General features: G+C 58.9%; 15 protein-coding genes. 4 read left to right on the forward strand and 11 right to left on the reverse strand.

The genetic code is table 11. From position 1 onward, the window contains the following. Nucleotides 1–2: 2 nt before the first annotated feature. From KW842_RS03910 to KW842_RS03925, 4 genes are read left to right on the forward strand one after another with little or no spacing between them, the layout of a single operon-like run. Complete coding sequence (locus tag KW842_RS03910; protein ID WP_218302752.1) at nt 3–3,125, forward strand: multidrug efflux RND transporter permease subunit; 3,123 nt, start codon at nt 3–5, stop codon at nt 3,123–3,125. Then, nucleotides 3,113–4,477, forward strand: a complete 1,365-nt coding sequence (locus KW842_RS03915; RefSeq protein ID WP_218302753.1) for an efflux transporter outer membrane subunit — start codon at nt 3,113–3,115, stop codon at nt 4,475–4,477. Before KW842_RS03910 ends, KW842_RS03915 begins: the two co-directional genes overlap by 13 nt. 17 nt (nt 4,478–4,494) lie before the next feature. Beyond that, a complete protein-coding gene (locus KW842_RS03920) occupies nt 4,495–5,220 on the forward strand; it encodes a response regulator (protein WP_218302754.1) in 726 nt (241 codons plus the stop codon). Further along, nucleotides 5,217–6,284: an ATP-binding protein gene (locus KW842_RS03925; protein ID WP_218302755.1), complete on the forward strand. Its 1,068-nt coding sequence runs from the start codon at nt 5,217–5,219 to the stop codon at nt 6,282–6,284. Before KW842_RS03920 ends, KW842_RS03925 begins: the two co-directional genes overlap by 4 nt. Nucleotides 6,285–6,352: 68 nt before the next feature. Here KW842_RS03925 and KW842_RS03930 read toward each other — a convergent pair whose 3' ends face one another. The 11 genes from KW842_RS03930 to KW842_RS03980 form a co-directional block, all read right to left on the reverse strand. Continuing rightward, nucleotides 6,353–9,235, reverse strand: coding sequence for a TonB-dependent siderophore receptor (locus KW842_RS03930; RefSeq protein ID WP_218302756.1), 2,883 nt, complete (start codon nt 9,233–9,235; stop codon nt 6,353–6,355). Between the two features lie 417 nt (nt 9,236–9,652). Further along, entirely contained in the window at nt 9,653–11,647 is a 1,995-nt protein-coding gene (locus KW842_RS03935) for an LTA synthase family protein (RefSeq protein WP_218302757.1), read from the reverse strand. Further along, a complete protein-coding gene (locus KW842_RS03940) occupies nt 11,647–12,480 on the reverse strand; it encodes a hypothetical protein (protein ID WP_218302758.1) in 834 nt (277 codons plus the stop codon). Before KW842_RS03940 ends, KW842_RS03935 begins: the two co-directional genes overlap by 1 nt. Nucleotides 12,481–12,515: 35 nt before the next feature. Continuing rightward, complete coding sequence (locus tag KW842_RS03945) at nt 12,516–13,223, reverse strand: hypothetical protein (RefSeq protein WP_218302759.1); 708 nt, start codon at nt 13,221–13,223, stop codon at nt 12,516–12,518. Continuing rightward, entirely contained in the window at nt 13,220–14,344 is a 1,125-nt protein-coding gene (locus tag KW842_RS03950; protein ID WP_229223466.1) for an exo-alpha-sialidase, read from the reverse strand. Before KW842_RS03950 ends, KW842_RS03945 begins: the two co-directional genes overlap by 4 nt. Nucleotides 14,345–14,572: 228 nt before the next feature. Continuing rightward, the gene (locus tag KW842_RS03955; RefSeq protein ID WP_218302761.1) at nt 14,573–14,971 is read right to left on the reverse strand and encodes a VOC family protein; all 399 of its coding nucleotides are present in this window, start codon (nt 14,969–14,971) and stop codon (nt 14,573–14,575) included. 184 nt (nt 14,972–15,155) lie between these two features. After that, on the reverse strand, nt 15,156–15,788 hold the full coding sequence (locus tag KW842_RS03960; protein WP_218302762.1) for a winged helix-turn-helix domain-containing protein: 633 nt from the start codon (nt 15,786–15,788) through the stop codon (nt 15,156–15,158). A 147-nt stretch (nt 15,789–15,935) separates the two neighbouring features. Then, nucleotides 15,936–16,622, reverse strand: coding sequence for a DUF2971 domain-containing protein (locus KW842_RS03965; protein WP_218302763.1), 687 nt, complete (start codon nt 16,620–16,622; stop codon nt 15,936–15,938). Between the two features lie 103 nt (nt 16,623–16,725). Continuing rightward, nucleotides 16,726–17,199: a DUF695 domain-containing protein gene (locus tag KW842_RS03970; RefSeq protein ID WP_218302764.1), complete on the reverse strand. Its 474-nt coding sequence runs from the start codon at nt 17,197–17,199 to the stop codon at nt 16,726–16,728. 54 nt (nt 17,200–17,253) lie between these two features. Further along, a complete protein-coding gene (locus tag KW842_RS03975) occupies nt 17,254–17,790 on the reverse strand; it encodes a hypothetical protein (RefSeq protein WP_218302765.1) in 537 nt (178 codons plus the stop codon). A 368-nt stretch (nt 17,791–18,158) separates the two neighbouring features. Continuing rightward, nucleotides 18,159–18,527, reverse strand: a complete 369-nt coding sequence (locus tag KW842_RS03980) for a hypothetical protein (RefSeq protein ID WP_218302766.1) — start codon at nt 18,525–18,527, stop codon at nt 18,159–18,161. Nucleotides 18,528–18,589 lie beyond the last annotated feature (62 nt).

Genomic DNA, 18,589 nt, shown 5'->3' on the forward strand with positions numbered 1-18,589 from the left:
AGATGTCTCAATTTTTTATACGCCGCCCCGTTTTTGCGTGGGTGGTGGCGATCTTCATCATCCTGTTTGGATTGATCGCCTTGCCCAATCTGCCGATTGCGCGCTTCCCTTCCGTCGCGCCGCCTAGCGTCTCGATTTACGCCAGCTATCCGGGCGCTTCGCCGCAAACCATGAACGACGCGGTGGTCAGCCTGATCGAGCGCGAGCTGTCGGGCGTGAAGAACCTGCTGTACTTTGAATCGTCGACCGACACTTCTGGCTCTGCGTCGGTCAACGTCACCTTCAAGCCGGGCACCAATCCGGAGATGGCGCAGGTGGATGTGCAGAACCGCCTGAAAGCGATCGAACCGCGCCTGCCGCAAACCGTGCGCCAGAGCGGTGTGACGGTGGAATCCTCATCCTCCAGCTTCCTGATGATTATCAGCGTGAACTCGACCAAGGGCCACGACGAACAGGAACTGGGCGACTACCTGGCCCGCAACGTCGTGGAAGAACTGCGCCGCGTGCCTGGTGTGGGTCGCGTGCAGCTGTTCGGCGCGGAGCGCGCCATGCGGGTGTGGGTCGATCCGGCCAAGCTGGTGGCGCATAACGTCTCCATGGGCGACGTGACCAACGCTATCGGCCAGCAAAACGTGCAGATCGCACCGGGCCGTGTCGGCGATACGCCATCGGTTTCCGGCCAGCGCGTGACCACGCCGCTGACCGTGCAGGGCCAGTTGCGCACGCCGGAAGAATTCGCCGCTATCGTGTTGCGTGCGGAACGCGACGGTTCCAGCGTCACGCTGGGCGATGTGGCGCGCGTGGAGCTCGGCGCGCGCGACTACACCTTCAAGGCGCGCGAGAATGGCAAGACCACGTCGGGCGCGTCGATTTCAATGTCTCCCGGCGCCAATGCGGTGCAAACGGCGCGGCTGATCCGTGAACGCATGGACGAGTTGTCGAAGTCCATGCCGGCCGGGATGGAGTACACGATTCCATTCGATACCGCGCCGTTCGTGAAAATCTCGATTGAGAAGGTCGTCAGCACGCTGGTGGAAGCCATGGTGCTGGTGTTCCTGGTGATGTATCTGTTCCTGCAAAAAGTCCGCTACACGGTGATTCCCGCGATTGTCGCGCCGATCGCGCTGCTCGGTACTTTTGCGGTGATGGCGGTGGCCGGGTATTCGGTCAACGTACTGACCATGTTCGGCATGGTGCTGGCGATCGGCATCATCGTTGATGATGCGATTGTGGTGGTGGAAGCCGTTGAGCGGCTGATGGCGGCCGAAGGCTTGTCACCCAGGGAGGCAACGTCACGGGCGATGCGCGAAATCAGTGGTGCGGTGATCGGCATCACCGTGGTGCTGACGGCGGTGTTCATCCCGATGGCGCTGGCCTCCGGCTCGGTTGGCGTGATCTACCGCCAGTTCACGGTGGCGATGGCGGTGTCCATCCTGTTCTCGGCTTTCCTGGCGCTGACGCTGACGCCTGCCTTGTGCGCAACCCTGCTCAAGCCCATCGGCCCGGACGACCATGAGAAGAAAGGCTTCTTTGGCTGGTTCGACCGCAAGTTCGATGCGCTGACCGAGCGCTACACGGCGCGCACCACCGCCCTGCTGAAGCGCGGCGGCCGCGTGCTGGGCTTGTACGCCGCCATCGTTGCCGGTGTGGCCTGGGGCTTCTCGCAACTGCCGTCGTCCTTCCTGCCGGAAGAGGATCAGGGCTATATCATGACCTCGTTCCAGCTGCCGTCCGACGCCACCATGGATCGCACGCTGGACGTGATTCAGCAGTATGAAAAGCACGTCGCCAGCCGTCCGGGCATTGAGGTCAACCAGTCGCTGATCGGCTTCAGCTTCTCCGGTTCCGGCCCGAACGCGGGCATGGCTTTCACCATGCTGAAGGACTGGGACAAGCGTGATGGCGCCACCGCTGTGGAGGAAGTCGCCAAGGCGCAGGAGGCGATGGCCAGCGCCAGGGAAGGCATGATCATGACGGTGATGCCGCCAGCGATTGATGAACTGGGCAACTCGTCCGGCTTCTCGCTGCGTCTGCAAGACCGCGCGGGCCATGGCATCGCCGCGCTGCAGGCGGCGCAGGACAAGCTGCTGGGACTCGCCGCGCAAAGCAAGCTGCTGGAAGGCGTTTATCCGGACGCCCTGCCGCCGGGTAACAGCATTCGCCTGGAGATTGACCGCCGCAAGGCGGAGGCGCTGGGCGTGTCGTTTGCGGCAGTCAGCGATATGCTGGCCAGCGCCACCGGGTCGACCTATGTCAACGACTTCCCGAACCACGGCCGCATGCAGCAGGTGATCGTGCAGGCCGAAGCTTCGGCACGCATGCAGCTGGACGATGTGCTGGCGCTGCGTATCCGTAATAGCGCTGGCGGCATGGTGGCGATGGGCGAGATCGTGCATCCGGTATGGGAGCAGACGCCGCTGCAACTGGTACGCTACGACGGCTATCTGTCGGCGCGCATCAGCGGTAGCGCGGCAGCCGGCGTTTCCAGCGGTGTGGCGATGCAGGAGATGGAGCGGCTGGTGGCGCAGCTGCCAGCCGGCTTTGCGGTCGCCTGGACCGGCCAGTCGCTACAGGAGCGCGAGTCTGCGGCGCAGGCGCCGTTGCTGATGGCTTTGTCGATGCTGGTGGTCTTCCTGGTGCTGGCGGCGCTGTACGAGAGCTGGGCCATTCCGCTTTCCGTCATGCTGGTGGTGCCGCTTGGCCTGCTCGGCGCGCTTCTGGCTGTGATGGTGCGCGGCATGCCGAATGATGTGTTCTTCAAGGTGGGCATGATTACGATTATCGGTCTGTCGGCCAAGAATGCGATTTTGATTGTGGAGTACGCCAAGCAGCTGCATGCAGAGGGCAAAGGACTGGTGGAGTCGGCGATTGAGGCGGCGCGCTTGCGTCTGCGGCCAATTCTGATGACATCTCTCGCCTTCACGCTGGGCGTGGTGCCGCTGATGCTGGCGTCGGGCGCTAGTGCGGAGACGCAGCATGCAATCGGCACCGGTGTGTTCGGCGGCATGGTCGCGGCCACCGTGCTGGCGATTTTCTTTGTGCCGGTGTTCTTTGTGGCTGTCGTTGGCGGCGCGGAGCGGCTAGGCAAGTTACGTAATAAAGGAGTGAAAACATGCGGGCAATGATTGCGATGTCGGCCGCGCTACTGGCCGGGTGCTCGATGAATCCACCGCTGACCAAGCCAACCATGCCGGTGCCAGCCGCCTACCACGACGCGCAAGCGTCCGGCACAATGCCAGACTGGCGGCAGATGTTGGCTGATCCGGCGCTGCAACGCCTGGTTGAACTGGCGCTGGAGAACAATCGCGACCTGCGCGAGGCTGCGTTGAATGTCGCTGCCGTGCAGGCGCAGTATCAGATTCAGGATGCGAACCGGCTGCCGGCGCTGGATGCCACCGCTGGCGGCTCGCGTCAGCGGGCGTCGTCGGCCGACGCGCCAAATGGCGCCGTCACGCAGCAAACCAGCGCCGGCCTGGCCATCAACGCCTTCGAGCTGGATTTCTTCGGCCGTCTGCGCTCGCAATCGCAAGCCGCCTTCGCCCGCTACCTGGCGTCGGTTGAAGGCCAGCGCACCGCGCGCCTGACGCTGATCGCCGCCATGGCCGACGCCTACCTCGAACTGCGCCTGGCCGAAGAACAATCAGCACTGACCGAACGCACGCTGGCCGACTGGCGCCTGGCCCTGACGCTGACCGAACGCCTGCACGCCGCCCAACAACGCAGCGGACTGGATGTCGCGCAAGCCGCCGGCCAGGTCGCCACCGCCGAAGCCGACCTGCACGCCCGCGACCGCGCCCTGCACCTGGCCCGTAACAACCTCGAACTGCTGCTCGGCACCCAGCTCCCGCAAGACCTGCCGCGCGGCCGTCCTCTGGCCCAGCAACCGGTGATGACCACCCTGCCCGCCGGCCTGCCGTCCGAGCTGCTGGCCCGCCGCCCTGACCTGATGCAGGCCGAACAAGCGCTGGTCGCCGCCAACGCCGAAATCGGCGCCGCCCGCGCCGCCTTCTTCCCGCGCGTGTCGCTGACGGCGCAACTGGGCTTGGGCAGCGCCGAAATGGGCAGCTTGTTCAAGGGAGGCAACCGCAGCTGGTCGTTCGCGCCGCAGATCACCCAGCCTATCTTCCACGGCGGCCAGTTGCGCGCCGAACTCAAACTGGCCGAAGTCCGTAGCAACATCGCCATCGTGCAGTACGAACACGCCATCCAGACCGCCTTCCGCGAAGTCAACGACGCGCTGGCCAGCAACCAGACCTACCAGCGCCAAATCGTCGCCCAGCAGCGCGTGGTGGACGCCGCCGCGCTGCGCGAGCGCCTGTCCAATCTGCGCTATGGTGCCGGCCAGGACAGCCGCCTGGAACTGCTGGACGCCCAGCGCCAGGCCTACGCCGCCCAAAGCGCCCTGCTGGAACTGCGCCGCGACCACTTCAAATCCGCCATCGCGCTCTACAAGGCACTGGGCGGCGGCGTCAGCTGATGCAGTATCATGTCGACATGAATACAGAACTGCCCGCCACCGATCAGGCCCTGGTGCTGGTGGCCGAAGACGAATCGGAAATCGCTCAGATCCTGATGGCCTACCTGTCGCGGGCCGGCCTGCGCGTGGCGCACGCGCCCGACGGCCGCCGCGCGCTGGAAATGCAGCAGATGCTCAAACCCGACCTGGTGCTGCTGGACGTGCAGATGCCGCAACTGGACGGCTGGAGCGTGCTGTCGCAAATCCGCCAGCGCGGCAATACCGCCGTCATCATGCTGACCGCGATGGACCAGGACATCGACAAGCTGACCGGCCTGCGCATCGGTGCCGACGACTACGTGGTCAAGCCCTTCAACCCGGCCGAAGTGGTGGCGCGCGTGCTGGCTGTGCTGCGCCGCACCGCCGGCCAGCACAGTGCGCAAACGAGCAAGCAGCTGCGCGCCGAAGGCCTGGAAGTCGACCTCGAACACTACGAAGCTGCTGTTAGCACTGACGGCCAGCCGCGCCAGCTGCTGTCGCTGACGCTGACCGAATTCCGCCTGCTGGCCCATATGCTGCGTGCGCCCAAGCGCGTATTCAGCCGCGCCGAATTGCTCGCTGCCTGCCTGCCGGAAGGCGAAACACTGGAACGCACGGTCGACAGCCACCTGAGCAAACTACGCAAGAAAGTCGAAGCGGCCGGCCTCACCGGCCTGCTGGAAAGCGTGCGCGGCGTCGGCTACCGCCTGGGCAGCGCGGCATGAAGCTCAACGCCGGCATCAGCCGGCAGATTTCGCTGTCCATGTCGCTGGTCGCGCTGGGCATCATCCTGCTGGTGCAAATCAGTTCATATGCGCTGTATGCCTACCTGATACGGCATTCGCCGGAGTTCATGTCCGGCGACCCGATGGACCTGACGCCAACACGGGAAGAAGTCGTCTGGCTGGTGGTCACTACCTTCATCTCGGTGGTGATTGCGGTGCTGGCGGCCAGCAAGCTGTCGCGCCGTATCCTGGCGCCGCTGAACTCCGTGGCCGAGAGCCTGCGCCAGGTGGCGCAAGGCGATCTGACCGCGCGCGCCACCAGATACGACCACGCGATGGGCGAAGCAGCCCAGCTGGTGGCCGACTTCAACCACATGGCCGAGCGCCTGCAAAACATGGAACAGGAGCGCGTGTTCTGGAACGCCGCCATCGCGCACGAACTGCGCACGCCGGTGACCATTCTGCGCGGCCGCCTGCAAGGCATTACCGATGGCGTATTCGTGCCCGATCAGACGCAGTTCCGCAATCTGCTGACCCACGTTGAGGGACTGGGACGACTGATCGAAGACTTGCGCATGGTGGCGCTGGCAGAAAGCGGCCACCTCGGCTTGCAGAAAGTACGCGCCAGCCTGGCCGGCGAAATCGAAACCGTGGTGCAGCTGGCGGCGCCGTGGCTGCAAGTGGCTGGCTTTGCGCTCGCATTGGATCTGACCGTGCAACCCGTGCTGTGCGATCCAATGCGCATCCGCCAGGCCTTGCTGGCCTTGCTGGAAAATGTGCGCAAGCATGCAACGCCCGGTGTGGTCCGGGTCAGCAGCGCGATATCAGGGGGCATGTACCGCTTGCGCGTCGAAGACCAGGGACCGGGCATCGACGCTGCGCTGGCCGAGCGTGTATTCGAGGCCTTCCATCGCGGCGCGCTCACGCAAGAACCCGGCGCCAGCGGCAGCGGTCTTGGACTGGCAGTCGTCAAAGCAATCGCGGTTGCCCATGGCGGCCAGGCGGTATGCCGGCCATCCAAACTCGGCGGTACCTTATTCGAATTGAACTGGCCACTCGGCTAATCACGGTTCACTAAAAGAAAAACGCCCCCGTCGGCTTGCGCTGACGGGGGCGTTTGTTTTGAGGCGAATTACATGAACGAGTATTTCGCGGTCAGGCGGAAGTTACGGCCCATGCCGTTATGCAGCTGGGTGTTGAAACCTTCGGTCGGGTAGCGTGGATCGTAAGGCGCTGCGCGGTCCAGAACGTTTTTCACGTTGACGGACAGGGTCAGGTTCTTGATACCAGTGTACGCGTAGTTGAAGGTCAGCGTAGTCCAGCTTGCGACTTTGCAGCCAGCATTGCTGTACTTCGCCAGGCCACCCAGCTGATAGGCGCTCGATGGCTGACCGGTACCGTAGTGGCAGTACGCCACTGGGTACACATCGGCGTTGTCGTAACGACGCTTCAGCGACACAGTGTCAATGAAGTCCACAATACCGGTAACGCTATGCACGCCGTTGGTCCAGTTGCTCGACCACGAAGAACGGTTGCGCGGGTTGTCGCCGGCCGAGATGGCCCAGTCGGACAGGCCGCCGTTCGAACCTGCGGTGTTGTGCGCAACGTCGCCTGGCTGCATGGCGCGCTTGAAGCTGTTCAGGTAGCTCCAGTTCAGCGTGTTGGTCAGGCGGCCATAGTCGCCCAGCGAGGTGCGCAGCGCAACTTCCAGATCCACACCACTGGTCTTGGTCAGGCCCTGGTTGATGTAGGAACGGTTAACCTGCAGCAGCGGACCCGAGTTCGGCACCACGGTGCCGTTCGCCAGCACCAGCTGGTTGGCTGGGTTGGTGTCACGCAGGACTTCAGCGCCTGGGTACTGGTTAGGATGGTCGATCACCGTCTGCGCACCCAGCAGCGCGGTTTCATCACGCAGCTCGATGGTGTAGAAGTCCAGCAGAATGTCCAGATTCTTGGTCGGCTGCAGGATCAGGCCCAGCGAAGCGGATTTCGATTTTTCCGGTTTCAGCTCAGGATTGGCTTTCGACAGGCTGGAGATGCTCTTCGAGCAGTCAGCGGTGGTGGCATTACCAATTGGTACCACGCCATCCGGGCAACGCACGGAGTCGGTCACAGTCTGGAAGGACTGCACGCCGCCTGGCGACACCTGGGTCAGCGCTGGTGCGCGGAAGCCGCGTGCAAAGCTGCCGCGCACTGCGACTGCTTCGCTGATGGTCCACTTGGTGCCAGCTTTCGGTACGAAGCTCGATTCGGTCGGGTACTTGTCGTAGCGGCCGGCGAAGTCCATCTCGAAGTTCTTCAGGAACGGCGTACGCAGTTCGATGAAGGCCGATTTCACGTTACGCTGACCATCAGCAACCGAGTTGGCCAGGCCGATGATGTTGCCGGCGCGGGTTTCTGCGTCTGGCGTCAGGCCGATTTTTTCCTGACGCGCTTCGGCGCCGAATGCCAGGCCGATATCGCCGCCAGGCAGTTTGCCCAGGGTGGTCGACGCTTTGGCATCGATCTGCACCACTTGCGAGAAGCCTTTGTTTTCCAGATTGCGGGTCGAGTTCGGATCAGCGATGGTTGCCGCGATGGTGCGGTTTTCGGTCATGATGCGCTCAACCACTGGACGGTACAGCATGCCGAAATAGTGCTCGGTACGCTCGCTGCGGTTCCACAGCACGCCGGTTTCCCAGTCGAATACGCCGGTGGTGCCTTTCAGGCCGGCCAGCACGCGGTACGATTCGTTGATGTTGTCGCTGCCGCCCTGATGGCCGACGAAGCGGAAGCCGACGGCCGTGCGCGAACCGGTGCCGGTAGGCGTGTTATTGAACGGATTGTCCGGGTGGCCGACTGGCAGGATCAGCTGGAATTGCGACGATGGCTTGCCATCGGCTGCAAACACGGTGCTCGACGAGGTGCTCGAAATGGTGCGCGGTGCGCCCAGATAGGTACGCTCAGCGCGCGAGTACGATGCCTCCGAGAAGGCGGTGACCGATTCGCTGACCTTGAACGTGCCACGCGCCAGCAGGTTGGCGTCTTTACCGGCACTCTGTACTTCGGTGTAATCGTTGACGTTGAAGTTACAGAAGGTACGGCCAACCAGCACGCTGGTAGCGGTCAGGTTGTGGTCGGCAATGCTGCCCACCAGCTGTTTCGACGGATCGCAATTGGTGCGGTTGATCACGTCCGCACGCAGTGCGTAGGTGGTGGCGAAGTTGCGGCCATTCGGCGTGCGTTCGCGGTAGAAGAACGGCTGGTCGGTCAGGCTGCTCGAATACGGGTTCAGACGGGCATTGATGTAGCTGTATGAGGCCTGGTCGATGCCGCCGGTGGCGTCGCCGATGACGGTGCTGTCGCGCTTGGAGAAGTCGAACGACAGGAAGCCGTTGTAGCGGTCTTTATCCAGATCGCCGAAACCGATCACGCCACTGACGTTTTTGCGGGCGAATTCGCCGTCGCCGTTGGCGGAAGTGCTGGCCGACAAGTCAAAGCCGGTGTAGTCGGTTTTGGTGATGAAGTTGATCACGCCTGCGATCGCGTCGGAGCCATACACAGCCGATGCGCCGTCCTTGAAGATCTCAACGCGGTCGATGGCCGACAGTGGGATCGAATTCAGGTCGTACACTGCCGATTTACCCTGATTCGGGTCGGCATAGGCGGACGATGCGATGCGGCGGCCGTTCAGCAGCACCAGCGTGGACGAGGAACCCAGGCCACGCAGGGAGGCGGTTGCCGCGCCGCGCGAGAAGCCGCCGTCAACGATGTCGATAGATGCGCCCGAGCCGAAGGCTGGAATCGAGTGCAGCAGTTCGGCAACGGTGTTGGCGCCAGTGGCGGCAATTTGCTTGGACGTCACGGTTTGAACTGGCGACGAGCCTTCCTTGTCGGAACGCTTAATGTTGGAGCCGGTCACGAATACCTTCGCGATCGGCGCTTCCGCCACTTCCTGAGCGATCGCGAACTGGGTCGAACCCAATGCCAATGCGATTGCAATGACGCCTTGTTTCAAGACTAATTTGTTATTCAAAGTTTCTCTCCGCTGTATAAGTGGGGTGTACTGTGCCTTCTGTGTCGATGGCTTTTTCGGAAAACGGTAGGTGTCCCAAAAGACGATTTCAACATTCGCATTGCCGAATGTCAATGAAGGCCCCGGCGCCATAGAACGCCCCGAATTTGACAGCGCTGCTCCGCCGTAGATGATTCTGCAAGCACAAATTTTGTAAAATCTCAATTTAAAGAACATTTGTTTTGCCGTTACAAATTGAAACAATTTTTGTATCGGCAGGACAAAGTTTGCATAACTATATGTTTCCCCTGAACAGTTAAGCGTCTCGAATATGCGACAGACTTTGCTGTTAATTTGTGTAAAAAAACAACATAATCAGATGTTCAAGACGTAAAAAAACCGCCGGTTTCAACGGCGGTTTTCAGGAGAGGCGGCGGTCTAATGCACCGGCGGCAACTTGTAGCGCTGCTCCCGGTACAGAACGGACGGCAAGACCACGTGCGACATGGCTTTGTCGACCTGGGCGGCGCTCGGGGTGCCGCCGGTGGTCAGTTCGCCGGTCGCGGCGTCATAGTGCCCCAGCAGCGGCGGCTGGTTGGGGCGCAGAATCGTGGCCGACTTACCCTCCAGCCAGGCGAAGTAGTTGTCGAACTGTATCAGCGCGCGGCCCGGCGTGTCGCTATCCCTGGCCAGATCGCGGCCTATCATCGGATGCTCGCTGGCGATGCCCATCAGCGACAGCAGCGTCGGGCCCAGATCCACCTGGCTGGCGATGGTCTTGATGCGTTTCGGTTCAATATCCGCGCCCAGGATCAGGCCGGGGATGTGGAACTTCTTGACCGGCACCAGGCTGTCGCCATACACGCGGTTATCGTGGTCGGCCACGATCAGGAACACCGTATCCTTCCAGTAAGCCTGTTTCTTGGCTTCGGCAATGAAGCGGCCCAGCGCATAATCCGCATATTTGACGGCGTTATTGACAGTCTGCTTCTCCGCATCATGCAGTGCGATGCGCCCATCCGGAAACTGGAAAGGCTCGTGGTTGGACGAGGAGAAAATCAGGCTAAAGAACGGTTTGCCCGTATCGTGCAGCGTTTTCAGGCGCTCCAGCGATTTATCGAACAGATCCTCATCCGACGCCCCCCAGCTGCCGACAAACTTGGGATTCTTCATATCGCGACGGTCCACCACCTTCTGGAACCCATTGCCGGTGAAGAAACCGCGCATATTATCGAAGTGCGCCTCGCCGCCGTAGACAAATTCCGTGTGATAGCCCTGGCGTCCCAAGCCGGCCGCCAGCGTGTAGAAATTCTGTTGCGATAACGACAATTTAACTACGCTGCGCGCTGGTGTCGGCGGATAGCCAGCCACCACCGCTTCGATGCCGCGCACCGAACGCGTGCCGGTGGCATACAGTTGCTCGAACCACCAGCCTTCCGATTTGAGTTTTTCCAGCTCCGGCGTTACCGGCAGACCGCCCAGTGATTTGACGAAGGTCGCGCCCAGGCTTTCTTCCAGCACGATCACCAGGTTCAGCGGACGCTCGCGCTGCATCACCGGCACCTGCTTGTGCAGTGTCGGCAAGTCGGCGGAGGTAAATTCCTGATCGCGCAGCCATGGTGCGCTCTTCACCACCTGGAACACTTTTTCACGCGGATACTCGCCATAGATTTCCGACGAATTGGCTTCATGGCTCATCGCCGCCCAGGCATCCAGCACCGACCACGGCGAATTGATGATCAGCGAATTGATCATCGCATCGCCGGTCAGCGCAAACAAGGCCGGATTGGCCGGACGGTGTGCCAGGGTCGATCGGATCTGCAGCGCCACCAGCAGTACCAGCAATGGCCACAGCAGCAGCAGCTTCACCGAACCGATGGCGCGGATATCCTTCGAAGATCCCTTCAGCAGCTTGTAGATGCCGGTACCCAGAGCCACGGTAGCCACCATGCCCAGTATCAAGGCGATGCGGAAGCCGTTCCACAGCGTCGAAATAACCTCTTCCGGATACGACAGGTATTCAATAAACAGGCGGTTCGGACGCACGTCGTACTGCATGATGAACTGCGGCGTCGACACTTCCATGAACACAATGAAGATCAGCGCAAATGTTCCCCACGCCACCGTGAAACCCTTCCACAGTCCCAGCGTCTTGCGATGCGCCAGGAATGGCGCCAGCAGCATCGGCACGGCAATCAGATAGCCGAGCATGATCAGGTCAGCGCGCACGCCCTGCACCATGATACGCAGCGGGATGCCAGTCGCCGCCACGCGCTCCCACTGCCACAGCACTAGGCCGGCGCGCGACAGCGAGAAAATGACCACCCCAAGCAACAGCAATTGCAACAGGCCAGCGAATGGGCCTGCCCACAAGGTCAAGCGAGCCAGGCGGCCAGCGACCTTGTCCAACCAGCTATCAGGGCGGCGGAACATTATTCAGCACCAAAGCCTGGGTGGCTGGCGATGTAGGCGCCTGCACCGGCGCCGGCGCTCAGCATCCAGCCGATCAGCAGCAGGAAGACCAGCATCATGCAGAACAGCGTCGAGATACGGCGGGCGTCGGCGTTATCCTGGAACACTGGTTTCTTGCCGTAGTTGACACCGAAGAAGTAAGCAGCCATCACGGTCACCAGGTAATGCACGGCGCCGAAGGTTTCGCCCAGTTCGCCCTTGCGTGGATGATCGACCAGCAGGTGCGACAGCGCCACCAGCACGATGTAGATCACCGACGCCGACAGCGGCGGCAGGTACAGGCCGAACTTCTCGACAAAGGTACGCACGCCCGGCCGCTTCTTGGCCAGCAGCGGCAGAATGATGTTGTGGGTCAGGCCAACGATGGCGATGATCTTCAGCAGCACCGCCTTGTGCAGACTGCTGCTGCCCAAGGCCAGATTGTGCAGATTGGTTTCGCCCTGACGGTTATTCTGCGCGAAGAACTCCGGCGGAATGATGTGCAGCACGCGCTGGAACCAGCTGATTTCTTCCATCGCCGCCAGGCCCACCAGCGCGCTCAGGCCGACAAAGGCCAGCAGCTGCAGGTTGACTTTGGGCTCGCGCTGCCACTGTTCGACCGCCAGGAACGCTAGCAAGGCTGACAGGAACACGAAGCACAGGAACTGCATCCATTCGACAATGCCGTCTTCCACCAGCAGGCGCCACAGCGCGGCCTGGTCGTGGGCGAACGCAATCGCCAGGCCCAGCACGAAGACATTGATGAGAACCCCAACCGCGATCACCGGATGTATGTACCACTTCGTCGCTACCATGTATTACTCCCTTGTTTGTGTGCTATGTACTTAAATTATTCTATGCCGCTGGCGCGGGTCTGCGCCAGTTCCGGCCTGGCTTTTTGCAGGCCGCCCTGCCGCGCAGCGCTGTCGGCCTGATAGTTCAGATATAAACGGCGGCCGGCGATGATGGCCGAAGCCAGCGCCCAGGCCCACAGCAGCGGATCCAGCAGCGCATCCCACAGATTGCCACTCGGCAGGCGCAGCAGCGAGAACAGCAGCACGCCGGTCAGCAGCGCCGCGCCGCCCGCGCCAAAGCGCAGCCAGATGGCGGCAACGCCCGCCGCGGCGGCAGCACAGGCCAGCAAGGCGGCAGCGGCGGCGTCAAAGCCGCGGTAGTACAGTCCCAAGGCGACCACACCGAACGCATCCAGATACAGCACCGCCCCGAGCAGCGACAGAAAAACCGCAAACGCCGGATGCAGCAGGAAATCGACCGGTTTCTCATTCCAGCGCGCGAACAGCGCCACCAGGCTGTAACCAGTCAGCAGGCCGCTTGGATACTGGAACACCAGCGTCAGCCAGTACGCCGGCGAAGCTTCGCCCGGCAGCACCATCACCAGCGTCACCGTGGCGGCGACGATCAGCTTGGTGCGCTGGGCCAGCGCCGGGAACAACTTAGGCAACAGCGCCGGCAGCACCGACAGCAGCATCGAAGCGGCAACCAGCGCCCAGGCCAGGCGCGCGTAGATGATCTGCAAAGAGAGATCGGGCAAACTCATGATGCGTCCTTCGCCAGCTTGATCTTCAGGCGGTGGTGCGCGATCGCCCGCCGCTGATAGGTGTACGTGATGTGCAGCTCGTCGCCCAGCTGATACATGGCCGGGTAGGAGTATTCGTCGCCCGGCTGGCCGGCAATGATATCGGTCAGCGGCTGCCAGGTGTGGCCATCGGCCGACTGCGACAGCGACAAGGTGCTGCGCGCGGTTTCGCTGTCCGTGCCCTGGTTGCGCAGCATCAGCAGAATGCCGCTGTCCAGGCGCAGCACTGCCAGCGAAGTGCCGAGATTGCTGATCGATGTCGGTCCCATATCCTCCCAACTGACGCCGCCATCGTGGCTGACCGCCTGCTGCACTACCGAATTCTCCTTGGTGGCGTCACGCATCCAGGCCAGCACCTCGGTATTCGAGACTGGCACCAGGGTCGGCTGCAAGGAGCGGGTGCGCTCGCCGATGCGGGTCAGGCGCTGCGGATCGCCATTGGCGTCGAACGACACCAGCATCGGATATTTGTGGCCGATTTCGAAATACACCGGCAACCACCAGCCGCCGTCCGCCAGTCCGACCGGCGACGAGCGCACCAGCACGCTGGTATTGAATACCGGCGACATCGGCAGCACGCGGCGCACCGTAAAAGTCGCACCTTCGTCTTTCGATTGCAGTTGCACCACCCGCGAGGCAGCCCAGCCGCCCAGGCCGGTAGCCACCACATATAAATGCACAGTGCCGTCGGCGCCCGTCCAGGCGACCGGATTGCCGATGCGGCGCACGCCATGGCCCAGCACCTGGCCCAGCGATTCGCGGCTGGCGACTTCCCAGTTGTCGCTCCAGCGGCCATTACTCCAGCGCGAAGCGTACACCTTGACGTCCGGGCCGCTCTCGCGGCTGCCGGCCCACCAGAAGGAAATCAGATCACCATGCGGAAGTTGCGCGAGCGCGCTGGCATGCGCAGAAGGCACGCCTTTCGGCATCGGGATAATCGCGCGCGACAATTCAGTCAGCGTCACCGGCTGCGGGTTGGCCGCCTTGACGGCCTGAGGCCGGGCCTGATGGTGGGGCGAACGCGACCAGCGCCAGCCCTCGGCGGTCGCCACAGTTGCAACGATAGCAATGCATAACAGCATGACCAGCTTGCCTGGCCGCTGTCTAGCTGGGCTAAAAACTCCCATTCCGTCTCCAGAGATCGGGACATGGAAGCATACGCGTGATTCCCTTGCCCAAAATTAAGTCACTTCCCCGCCAGCATCGGCTTTTGGCTGCTGCTCAGCACGGACGAAGACGGTATCCTACAGTAAAACCTAGGCTAAATGTAGGTGACTTATCGGTCAGCAAGTGACTTTTCTCGGTGGAAATCAGGTCTGTGGCGCCATCCATACCAGGTTCCATAGATGGCCATCGAGATCCTCAAAGCCCTGGTCGTACATGAAGCCATGATCTTCGGGCGGATGAGGGATGCGGGCGCCGGCGGCGGTGGCTTTGGCGATCAGCGCATCGACCTCTTCCCGGCTCTCGCAGCTGAGGCAAATAATCACCTCGTTCGCCTCCCTCGCCTGCATCACCTGCTTGTTGGTAAGCGACCTGAAGAAATCCTCGGTCATCAGCATGGCGTAGATGCTGTCCTCCAGCACCGCCATGAAAACAGCTTGCTCATTGGAGAACTGCTGATTAAAACTGAATCCCAGCGCGGCAAAGAAAGCCTTGGACGTGTCCAGATCCTTGACGGGCAGGTTGAAGATGATTTGCTTGTTCATTACGTCTCCCAAGTTGTGATGCGGTGAAATACCAGCTACTCAACAATGACGACGGATCACCTTTACGGAATTCGACAAGTCGGGCGTGGAAAAAATTCATATTTGACCAATCGCCCCTGCTGGCTCAACTTCGGCTTACGCCCCTTCTCGGACGTTCACGTTTGGCGAAGATGAAATGTGGCAATTAGACGGTTTTTGCCGCAGACTTCACCATCGCTCGCAATTCTTGAAGTGTGAAGGGAGGTTCCCTCCGATGAGCCATGTGATGACAATTAGGGCACAGTGGAACTAAATGCTCCGTTGGAATGAGCTCATATTCATTGCCAATCGAGGAAATCTGTACGATGTGATGGACATGAATTTGATTTTTCCCCAGAGGGCCATATGATAGTTCAAAATTAAACCCACAGGCCATGCAGCTGTAACCAAAATGCGCAAGACATGCAGCTCGCGCTTTTTTATTTCTTTCGTAACTATTAACTGTTATTTTTTTGACTGATCCTTCTTTATAAGGCCCATCGGGAAGTGCTTCATCCGCGTACAAGTCCGCTGAATTTATTTTTCCTGAAAGCTGCCAATAACCGCGACCGGAGGCAGGTAATCTTTCTAAAACTCCTTCGACGACCAATTCTTGTCGAGCCCACCTAATTTCAACCTTATACTGTGGCTGAGAGGTTAGCAAAACAGCCTTGTCCTGTGCGCTGAGGTTGAATCGTTCTGCCAAAATTTCATGGACTACCGGAACAGGTAATGTACCTTGCTCCTGAAGAATCTCAACAATGGCCGCTTTTATTACGTTTCTCTTAGGTAAAGGCATATTTATTAATGAAACAAGGATTTCTCAGAAGATTATGGGCGCAGATAAAGAACGCACGCTTTAAACTAACATGTAAATATCGGAAAGGCCATTCTTGGCCGATATCCAACATACGCTTAAAGGCTTACGACCGCGCATCGCGTATCACTACTCTCCCTGAACGATGATTCTTGGTGTAAGCCGATCTCGTGTCATTGCAAACCGACGAAATGCAGGCCGCGTCTTAAAGACAGTAACATCACTTAAATTCTTCGAAACGAGATTTGCAACTTTCTCCGGAGTTCGATGATTCCTTGCTCCAAGGATTACCTCTCTTAGTTGCATCTGCGGGCCGAAGTCGACGTAATGAAAGCCAGTCTGCAGGTCACGAACTGCCAAATCAGCGGTAACTCTCCATTCTCGCTCATAGGCCCATTCGTTGGCTTTCGTGTAGAGCATAGCTTTCACGAAATTTTCATCTATGCCGAACAATGGTACGCCATCTTGAAGTTGGAACCTAAGACGATCTGATTCATACGCTACTTGGCGAACGATGTCATCGTCCGCACCATCACGCCCGATGTCGAATCCGAAACAAATGCCAGAATGTTTGATCGCATAATGCGCCCACATGACCGGAGAGCGCCAATTATCACTAAAACAGATAATCCCCTTTTTACCAAAATATTCTCGCTGCAAAGCACGGGCAATTTGTCGAAGTTTTTTATCGCCTAAAGCAAATGCCTCAAGCTCAAAGGGATCGTTTAGCTCATGAAATTGCGACAACTTCAATCGCCGTTCCGGCAATATATGCTGGATAGCGACGGCATCAGAGGTGAAGTAGTAGAGGCGCATGGAAAACTATTCTGGGTGATCGCATCATTCTTTTTATTAATCTTTATGTCAGCGACGAGTTATACTCCCTCTGTTGCAGACTTCCGCTTCTGGCCGATATCGGCTATTGCTTTACACTGGTCGCAAATCGCTCATATGTAGTCCAAGATGGGTCGGGCGCGGCATGGATTTCGATGGGAAATAGTTGTTTAGAGTGAAGCGCTTCGTTAAGTCGCTGAAAGAATTCATCTTCGTTGCGAGCATAATAAGTCCACTCTTTGAGGTTATTGCCAGTTGAGACGAGCGCGAGTGTTGAAAAGCCATCCTCCTGCATAGGCGCAAGCGCGTCTTCTAGTTCGTCCATTCTTGTTCGTTCTTCTACTGAAGGCATACCCTTATTGCCTTGATATCGCCAGACAACAATGACTCGGTCAGGCTGCACGCTTTTTGTGAACTCCTTCTGGAACTCTTTGATGTAGCGATAAACAATTGCGGTGTCCTCCGCGTTATTGCGAGCGACAGCAGTGGCCCACACTTGTGCAATCGAAGTCATAGGTATGATAAGTAATAGCGCTAAAAGTAACAGGTTACGATTCATTATCTATTTTCGTTGGACAGAAGTCTGCTCCTGGCCGATTTCGGTCACGGAAAATTATTTATTCTTCGCCTCAATATCCGAAATTATCTTCGCAAGCGGAGGTACCTGTGCTTCAGAACGCTCCACGTCGGTTACTGCATTCGGTAGTATCGGATACAGGGAAGTTTTACCAGTTTCCTTAAAATATTGAGATTGTGTACCGTACCATTGAGGCTGTTTTTTCCACATCATATAACGGTCCCATGCTGCCGCAGCTAACCACTTAGGAGCAGGATGCGTCGGCGCTAATCGGCTTGAAACTGTTGCAAGAGAGAAAGCAAGCTTTATGTCATCTGGGCTGCTGCTATGGTGAAAAATCATCCCAGCGTTATAAAAGTCCTCCGCAGTCTTAAGCTGCGCATCTTTAAGCAACTGTATTACCCTTGTGGCTCGCTGAGAATCTCGCTCATCGACCGCACGCCAGTCTACGTCGTTTCCTTCTCGGTCCGATTGGTCGGCCTGAACAAGCGCTTTCAGCTCTGGGTTCGACGAAACTTGTGCATTCACACCCAAAGCAGCGAAACCCATAAACAGTACAAATATTTTTTTCACTTTTACAACTCCGTCTGCTTGTGGCCGAACTCGGTCACGTTGGTTCTAAGTCTGTAGGAAACTGACTGTCACGCTGCCAATTTTCCTTATCTGTGTCACCAGAAGCATCTCGCCGGTTCCAAGCTCTATTCAGATGTGAAAACACATGCCCAAGGTCGATACGTAGATTCACCTCGTCGTATTCGGTATCGCTATTCATCTTGGATATTAGCGAGGTCAAGTGCTCCTGAGCGTCTTCCAGCTCGTACATGAGCGTAGCCCAAGCCTCCGGGGCAGTTTCTTTACTAATCATAGGGTCGACTTAAATTGCACTGCAACGACATCGTGAACTTCCGCTTCTGGCCGGTTTCGGTATTTCACTGCACGCTTCAGGCAACCGTCGCTGGCGGCAAGTCATTTACATACAAGTTTCGAACTTGCTTGTAGTACCTACCGCCGTTTAGCGCACTCTCTGAAAATTTTTGCTCTACATACACCAAGTCAAGATGCACTTTGCGAATCCGCCGACCTCCTGATCTTAAGTCACTGACCGCCTTTTTGTGCAGTCCACAGAAAATTGCCCACACCATGGTTTGATGAAATTCGCTCAGACGTTTTGAGTGCTTCTCCGCAACATCCCAAGCTCTGGATAGAGTCGGAAAATAACCACCACTGCCTCCTCGCAATTCGCCGTCGGAGATATCAATTTCATGTGGCCGGAATCTTAGGGCTTCAGAAAAAATCTTTGTAAATTTCATCAACTATGTCTAAGTCGTTCAGAATTCTTACACCACTGGGCGGCGGCTCCTGGCCGAATCCG

Origin of the sequence: Duganella sp. sic0402 (assembly GCF_019219065.1) — a bacterium.
In the GTDB taxonomy this organism is placed as follows: Bacteria; Pseudomonadota; Gammaproteobacteria; order Burkholderiales; family Burkholderiaceae_D; genus Rugamonas.